General features: G+C 63.1%; 5 protein-coding genes. 4 read left to right on the plus strand and 1 reads right to left on the minus strand.

Going from position 1 to position 7425, the window contains the following annotated elements; genetic code table 11:
- Positions 1 to 15: 15 nt before the first annotated feature.
- The 3 genes from ACXIUA_RS09585 (at position 16) to ACXIUA_RS09595 (ending at position 5655) form a co-directional block, all read left to right on the plus strand.
- The gene (locus tag ACXIUA_RS09585; protein ID WP_457976691.1) at positions 16 to 3603 is read left to right on the plus strand and encodes a YPDG domain-containing protein; all 3588 of its coding nucleotides are present in this window, start codon (positions 16 to 18) and stop codon (positions 3601 to 3603) included.
- A gap of 350 nt (positions 3604 to 3953) precedes the next feature.
- Positions 3954 to 5132, plus strand: a complete 1179-nt coding sequence (gene tgt / locus ACXIUA_RS09590) for a tRNA guanosine(34) transglycosylase Tgt (RefSeq protein ID WP_457976692.1) — start codon at positions 3954 to 3956, stop codon at positions 5130 to 5132.
- 193 nt (positions 5133 to 5325) lie between these two features.
- Positions 5326 to 5655: a helix-turn-helix domain-containing protein gene (locus tag ACXIUA_RS09595; RefSeq protein ID WP_168161602.1), complete on the plus strand. Its 330-nt coding sequence runs from the start codon at positions 5326 to 5328 to the stop codon at positions 5653 to 5655.
- Here the strand turns inward: ACXIUA_RS09595 and ACXIUA_RS09600 are convergent.
- Positions 5652 to 6338 (minus strand): queuosine precursor transporter, encoded by a 687-nt coding sequence (locus ACXIUA_RS09600; RefSeq protein WP_070477264.1) that lies wholly within the window; start codon positions 6336 to 6338, stop codon positions 5652 to 5654. The two genes, ACXIUA_RS09595 and ACXIUA_RS09600, sit on opposite strands and share 4 nt — an antisense overlap.
- Here ACXIUA_RS09600 and gluQRS point away from each other — a divergent pair.
- The gene (gene gluQRS / locus ACXIUA_RS09605) at positions 6337 to 7257 is read left to right on the plus strand and encodes a tRNA glutamyl-Q(34) synthetase GluQRS (protein ID WP_457976693.1); all 921 of its coding nucleotides are present in this window, start codon (positions 6337 to 6339) and stop codon (positions 7255 to 7257) included. The genes ACXIUA_RS09600 and gluQRS overlap by 2 nt on opposite strands.
- The last annotated feature ends 168 nt before the right edge of the window (positions 7258 to 7425 follow it).

The raw sequence follows: 7425 nt of genomic DNA on the forward strand, positions 1-7425 counted from the left end.
ATGCGAAATCGTAGAATGTCAGCCACTGTGGTGGCGCTGGCGCTGGGGGCGTCCGCGCTCGTGGTGCCACAGGTGGACGCGCAGAGCGCCGAAGAGAACCGATGCCACGACGTGCTGAGCGCGAACACCTTGTTCCCGCACCAGCACGTTGGTGCCGTGACTACGCCGAACGAGGGCTCGTTTGAGACGGGCACCCGCGTTGTCAACGAGCAGGGCCAGGTTGAGGTGTACTACTGGGTCAGCCTCCACGGCGACGGCGAGCACGCTGTGGACTCGATGGTTTCCGAGCTGCGCATGAACCAGACCGGCATCTCTGATTTCGAGGAGACCTTCACCCTTTCGGCGGTGTCTGTAGGGGAGACTATCCCAGGAGCGGTGCGTTCCGGCGAGGATAGCACCACCAATATGGACCTGAACGTCACCGGCACCGCGCACGTTGAGCCGGTCGAGCTGCACCTTTCGGAAGGCTCCCCGGTGGTGTCCGCGAAGGTCACCCTCGAGGACGTGAAGGACATCAAGGAAGGCGAGACACGCACGTTCGCGTGGGTCGCCCGAAGCGTAGGCAACGGCTACGAGAACTTCCCGAACCGCCTGGGCTTCGAAGCCCGCAACATCGCCGAGGTTGACCTGCTGCCGGTCCCGGCAGAGAACGCGCAGTGCTTCCCGCTGCAGGCGGCTCAGGACGAGGTGCCGGTTGTCACCGCGAACGGCAAGGAGTTTGCGACGAACATCCAGGTCACCAACGGTGCTGGGGAAGATTACGCTCGCGTGATTGCTGTCGTGACGCGAAACGGTAAGGCTGTCGAGGGCGCGAATGCGCGCGTCGATAAGGATGGCCGCGTGCATGTCACCCTGCCTGTCGGCGGGACCGGCGAAATCGACAATGACAAGCCTGAAGCGCTCCAGGTTGAGGTGTACGCCACCCCGCGCGACGGCTCCGACCAGCTCAACCTGCAGAAGTACAAGGACAACGCCAAGATCGGCGAAACGTTCCAGCTCAAGACCCAGCAGTGGGCCCCAAGCTACGGCAACGAGAAGACCTCCCCGGGCAAGACGGCAACCGTCGCGCTGAAGCCGGGCAGCCCGAAGTACCCTGACGGCACCACCTTCGAGGTTATCGGCGCTACCCCAAGCAGCGAGGCTCGCCCATGGGACGTCACTCTGGAAGAGGGCAGCAACGCGCTCAAGGTCACCGCGCCGATGAGCGCGCGCCTGGAAGACACCGTGACCGTGCAGGTCAAGGCCACCTACCCAGACGGATCCCACGACGTGCTGGAGTCCGTGGTCGGCGTTGACACGACCCTGGCGCAGGAGCACACCCCTGGCTACGACGTGGTGATTACCCGCCCATCCGTCACAGTGACGCTGCCGCAGGTCCGTGACCAGGAGCTGCCGGCCGACACGACCTTCAAGATCGCCCCTGACCAGCAGCTCGGTGATTGGACGGTGGGCGTCGATAAGCGCACCGGCGAGATCACCGCAACGCCGCCGGCGAACGCCCGCGACGGCGAAACGAAGACCATCAACGTTGAGGTGACCTTCCCAGACGGCTCCACCAAGGTCGTACCGGGCACCGTCATCGTCAGCGCGCCGCCGCAGGCACAGAACCCAGACGCGTACTACCTGGCAGAAACCACCCGCCCAGGTGTCGAGGTCACCGTGGACGCCCCAGAGTTCAGCGCTGATGCGCCGAAGGGCACCACGTTCACCATCCATGACGCCTACGAGGTCCCGAAGGGCTGGAAGGTCAACGTCAACGAGGACGGCTCCGTTACCGCGACCCCGCCCGCCGACGCCAAGCCAGGCGACCGCATTGTCGTGCCTGTCCAGATCACCTACCCGGATGGTTCCTCGATCACCCGTCCAGCAGTCGTCGTAGTTGTCGACGACGCCCCCAAGGGCACCAACGACGTCCAGTTCCCACCGAAGCCGACCAAGCCGGGCACCGTCGTAGTTGTCACCCCGAAGGGTGGCACCGAGGGCTCCACCTACGTTGTCGAGCAGAAGGACATCCCTGAAGGCTGGACCATCAACATCGACGAGAACACCGGTGTCGCGCACGTCACCCCACCAGCAGACGCCAAGCCAGGCGACTTCGGCGTGATTAACGTGCAGGTCACCGACCCGAACGGCAACACCATCACGCGCCCAATCGTCGTGACCGTCATCGACGACCCGGCCGCACCCGTCGACCCGAACCCGGCCACCCCGGCCGCCCCGGACCAGAACTACACCCCGAAGCAGACCAAACCGAACCAGACCGTGACCGTCAACCCGACGCCACGCGCGCCGGGCGGCACCACCTTCGTTATCTCGCCTGAGTACAAGGTGCCGAAGGGCTGGAAGGTCACCGTCGGCGAGGACGGCGGCGTCACCGCCACCCCGCCTGCCGACGCCAAGTCCGGCGACTACACCGTCGTCCCAGTCGACATCACCTACCCAGGCGGCCAGAAGGTCACGCGCCCAGCAACCATCCTGGTTGTTGACGACGCCGACACCCCCGAAGGCCAGCCACCAGTCGACTACAACCCTGGCCGTACCAAGGGCGGCGTCACCGTTGTCGTGCCGCCAAGCACGCAGCCTGACGGCGCGACCTTCAAGATCGTCGACGGCTGGAAGGCGCCGGAAGGCTGGAGCGTCACCATCAACGACGGCGGCTCAGTTTCCGTCACGCCACCTGCCGACGCCAAACCAGGCGAGCAGGTCGTCGTCCCAGTAGAGGTCACCTACCCAGGCGGTAAGACCGTCACCCGCCCAGCCATTGTCACCGTCGGTGGCGACACCCCGCCAACCGCGGCAGGTAAGGACACCCCTCCAACCATCGAGGTCACCCCTAAACCAGGCTCCACGGAGAAGGCTGTGGTCACCCCGGGCACGCAGCACATCGTGATCAACGTGCCAGGCGCCAACATCGGCGACCTGAAACTGCCCGACGGGTGGACCGCTAAGCGTGAAGGCGACAAGGTCATCATCGTCCCACCAGCTGAGCGGACCCCGGACCCCAAGGGCTTCGACATCACGATCCCAGGCCGCGAAGGCGACGTCACCGTCCACGTCGTTGTCCAGGGTGAAGACCAGCCGAAGACCCCAGGCAAGAGCTCGACCGATGACCTGCAGCGCTGCTTCGCCGACATGTCCTCCCACGGCGGGCCACTCCTGTGGCTCATCCCGCTCGGGTTGGCAGTCGCCGTCGGCGCGCCACTCATCGCCGCAATGGGCCCAGAGATCAGCGCCTCCGCGCGCCGTGTCTCCGAGCAGATGAACATCCCGAACCCGTTCGGCAACTTCGGCGACAACCGACCTGACTTCCTGAAGCAGCTCGACGTTGAAGCCGCCCGCCTGAACGCCAAGTTCGGCCCGCAGGCCACCGAAGCCCTCGGCGCCATCGCAGCGGTCACGCTCGGCATTGGTGCCCTGGCCGGCCTGCTCTCCCTGTGTGCCCCAGGCGAGAACGGCGCAGCCAACAAGATCCAGCAGAGCTCCAACGAGGGCTCCTCGCTCGGCGACTTCCTCGGCCGGAAGCCATCGACCACGGCACCTGCCACGACCTCGACGGCAGCTCCCACGACCTCGGCTGAGCCGACCACCCCTAAGGAGAAGTAGCTCCTCTGTAAACAACCCCGCGACCGGTGAGTTGGGTCGCGGGGTTTTGTCGTGCTGGACCCGCGCACCAAATTCCCTCATACGGTCGGCGCGACCTGGGGAAATGCTTTGGCGACTTTTCAAAATGCCGGATTTTGGTGCGCAACTACCCTCCTCGCGCACCACATTCCTGGGTTTTCGCGGGACGGATTGGAAAAATCAAGGTCACTGGCAGCCGGTGGGGGAATTTGGTGTCTCCGTGCGTGGTGTGAGTGCCAAAGGACGCAGTTCTCCCTTAGTGCCAGGATGGTTGTGAACGTCAATCCATAGGAGGTTTTGTTCATGACCGACCCACAGTTGCCTGAGTTGGTGTGATCCATACGCCGCACGGCCCGATCCAGACCCCCGCGTTCATCCCGGTGGCCACGAAGGCCACGGTGAAGACGCTCACCCCGGAGCAGATTCACCAGACCGGTGCGCAGGCGATCCTGTCCAACGCCTACCACCTGTACCTTCAGCCGGGTCCCGACATCGTGGACGAGGCCGGGGGCGTCGCCGCCTTCGAAAACTGGGACGGCCCGACCTACACGGACTCGGGTGGCTTCCAGGTGATGAGCCTGGGCGTCGGCTTCAAGAAGGTCCTGGCCATGGACACCGCCGGGCTCACCGACAAAGACATCCGGGCCGAGAAGCGTAAGCGCATGGCGATGGTCGACGAAGACGGCGTCGACTTCAAGTCTGTCATCGACGGTTCCAAGCACCGCTTCACCCCCGAGGTGAGCATGCAGATCCAACACCAGCTCGGCGCCGACATCATGTTCGCCTTCGACGAGCTCACCACCCTCGTGGATACCCGCGACTACCAGGAGCGTTCCGTGGAGCGCACCCACCGCTGGGCGAAGCGCTGCCTCGACGAGCACCACCGCCTCACCGAGGCGCGCACGCACCGCCCGAAGCAGTCACTGTGGGGCGTGGTGCAGGGCGCCCAGTACGAAGATTTACGACGCCACGCCACCCGCGGACTGCTCGACCTCGACAGGGAGGCGCGCGAGGCCGGCCGACGCGGCTTCGGTGGCTTCGGCATCGGCGGCGCCCTGGAGAAGGAAAACCTGGGCACCATCGTCGGCTGGGTCACCGATGAGCTGCCCGTGGACAAGCCGCGCCACCTGCTGGGCATCTCCGAGCCGGACGACATTTTCACCGCCGTCGAAGCCGGCGCCGATACGTTCGACTGCGTCGCGCCGACGCGGCTTGGTCGCCGCGGTGGCGTCTATACGCTAGATGGGCGCATGAACCTGATGAACGCCCGGTTCAAGCGGGACTTCTCCGGCGTCGATGAGGAGTTCGGTGGCTACGTCTCCGAGAACTACTCGCGCGCCTACATCCACCACCTGCTCAAGGCCAAGGAGTTCTTGGCGGGGACGCTGTGCACCATGCACAACCTGGAGTTCATGATCCGCCTGGTGGACAACATCCGCCACGCCATCGACGCCGGGGAGTACGAGGCGTTCCGCGACGAGTTTATGGGCAGGTACTACGCGGGGAAGTAGATGATGGTGGCTAGAGGCTCTGTTGCTGGGTGGGTACAACAAACTGCGTGCGCCAAGTAGCAAGCAAGAACAGAAGGAGATTCGAGCTGCAAGGGCTGCGTTGGAGCAGTGGAAGCGTGACCAATACCCCTGATCTTATGTGCTGTAACACATAAGATCAGGGGTATTGAATCAGCGGATGAAAGGTGTGGGAATGGGGACTACAGCATTTGAAGAATTCGTAAAACCGTATCGGGAAGCAGCTTCACCAGCTGCTGAGATCGTGCGAGATGCTGCTGCTCGTGCGTTTGCTTCCGAGATTGCAGACCGAAGGGCAGTGGGTGCTGCCCTGATGGCAGCGAGGAAAGAACGCGACGCAACGCAGCAAGAGGTTGCAGATTCCGCTGGGATCCAGCAAGCCGAGTTGAGCCGCATTGAAAACGGGCTTGGTAACCCGACTGTTGACACTTTGCTCAAAGTGCTTGCGGCCCTTGATCTCAGATTGGTGTTCGAGCCAGCTCCTAGCGCCGGCTCTGGGCGTTAGCTTCGCAGCTCCGCGTGCAGTTCCTGCTCGCGGCGGCGTACCCACGCGATGGTCGGGTACGTGATCGGGAGTAGGACGACTTCGAGCAGGGTCTTCCACAGGAAGCCGACGACGACGTAGTTGATGAACTGACCTGGCGTTTCGATGCCGATGACCGCCGCTGCGATGGCGCAGAACAGGAGGGTATCGGCGAACTCGCCGACGATGGTGGAGCCGATGAGGCGGGCCCACAGGCGGTCGTGTCCGAACCGGTCTTTCATTTTCTGCAACACCCACGCGTTGAGCAGCTGGCCTGCGATGTAGCCGGCTAGGGACGCCATGACGATGCGCGGCATGAGGCCGAGGATCGTCGAGAAGGGTTCTTGCATGTCGTAGAAGTCGGCGCCGGGGAGCCAGATGGCGATGTAGAAGGACACGACGGCCAGGATGGCGATGCCGAATCCGGTGAAGATCGCCCGGCGGGCGGCTTTGAATCCGTAGACTTCGGCGAGCACGTCGCCGAGGACGTATGCAAGTGGGAAGAGGAAGAAGGCGCCGTCGGTGATGAATGGTCCGAGGGCGACTCCCTTCTGTGCTGTGATGTTGGAAATGAGGAAGACGGCGCAGAACACAGATACCAGGACAGGGTAAAGCGATCGCGCAAAAGTTTCTTGGTTTGTCACGGCTACATATCCTATACACATGAATGCTGGACGGTATGCACCTTCTCCGAGTGGGGATCTTCATTTCGGCAATCTGCGGACGGCGTTGCTGGCGTGGTTGTTTGCGCGTCGGAGTGGGCGGCGTTTTTGGTTGCGGGTGGAGGATGTTGATTCGGAGCGTTCGTCGGAGGCGGCGGGGCGTCGTCAAATAGAGGACTTGTTGGCGCTGGGCCTTGATTTTGATCCGCCGGTGGTGTGGCAGTCGCAGCGTTCGGCGTTGTATGAGGCGGCGTTGTTGCAGCTCCCGGTGTATGAGTGCTACTGCACGCGCCGCGAGATTCGGGAGGCGGCGAGTGCGCCGCATGCGCAGCCTGGGATGTACCCGGGCACGTGCAGGGACTTGGATGAGGAGCAGCGAGCTTTTCGACGCCACCAGCTTTCGCAAGAGGGTCGCATGCCTGCCCTTCGTCTGCGTGCCGATGTGCGGGAGTGGACGGTTCGTGACTTCTTTGCCGGGGAGGTGACTGGGCCTGTCGATGACGTGGTGGTGCGCCGCGGTGGCAACCTTGCGCAGGCGCAGGCGGGGGACTGGGCGTATAACTTGGCGGTGGTCGTCGACGACGTGGACCAGGGGGTTGACCAGGTGGTTCGTGGGGATGATTTGTTGATGTCGGCGCCCGCGCAGGCGTACATGACGCACTTGTTGGGCGGGCAAGAACCCGAGTATGTGCACGTGCCGCTGGTGCTCAACGCGGAGGGCAAGCGGCTGGCGAAGCGCGACGGGGCGGTGACGTTTGCGGAGATGTCGCAGCGCATTGGGGTGGATGGCGTGGTGCGGGCGCTGGCGGAATCGATTGGGTGCGCAGGCGCTGTGACGGCGCAGGAGATCCTTGAGCGCTTTGATCCTGAGAAGCTCTCAGCGGATCCTTTCATCTGGACAAATACACCCGAGCGGGGGTAACCGCTGGTTGAATAACATGCATGTGATGCAAATATTTTGACGACAACTGTGCAGGTCCGGGCGTTCGCTGAAAATAAACTGTCAAAAGTACTTGAAACTTCTTAAAAACCGTTCATGATGAATGGATAGCACAAATAACACACAGTTGCCTTTGAGGGGAGTTTCAGA

It is taken from the genome of Corynebacterium sp. UMB8791, assembly GCF_054166365.1.

What these genes read in the sequence shown, in the direction of transcription:
- ACXIUA_RS09595 (WP_168161602.1), top strand. Translation starts at nt 5,326, where the DNA reads ATGGGGACTACAGCATTTGAAGAATTCGTAAAACCGTATCGGGAAGCA.
- gluQRS (WP_457976693.1), top strand. Translation starts at nt 6,337, where the DNA reads ATGAATGCTGGACGGTATGCACCTTCTCCGAGTGGGGATCTTCATTTC.
- ACXIUA_RS09600 (WP_070477264.1), bottom strand. Translation starts at nt 6,338, where the DNA reads ATGTGTATAGGATATGTAGCCGTGACAAACCAAGAAACTTTTGCGCGA.
- ACXIUA_RS09585 (WP_457976691.1), top strand. Translation starts at nt 16, where the DNA reads ATGTCAGCCACTGTGGTGGCGCTGGCGCTGGGGGCGTCCGCGCTCGTG.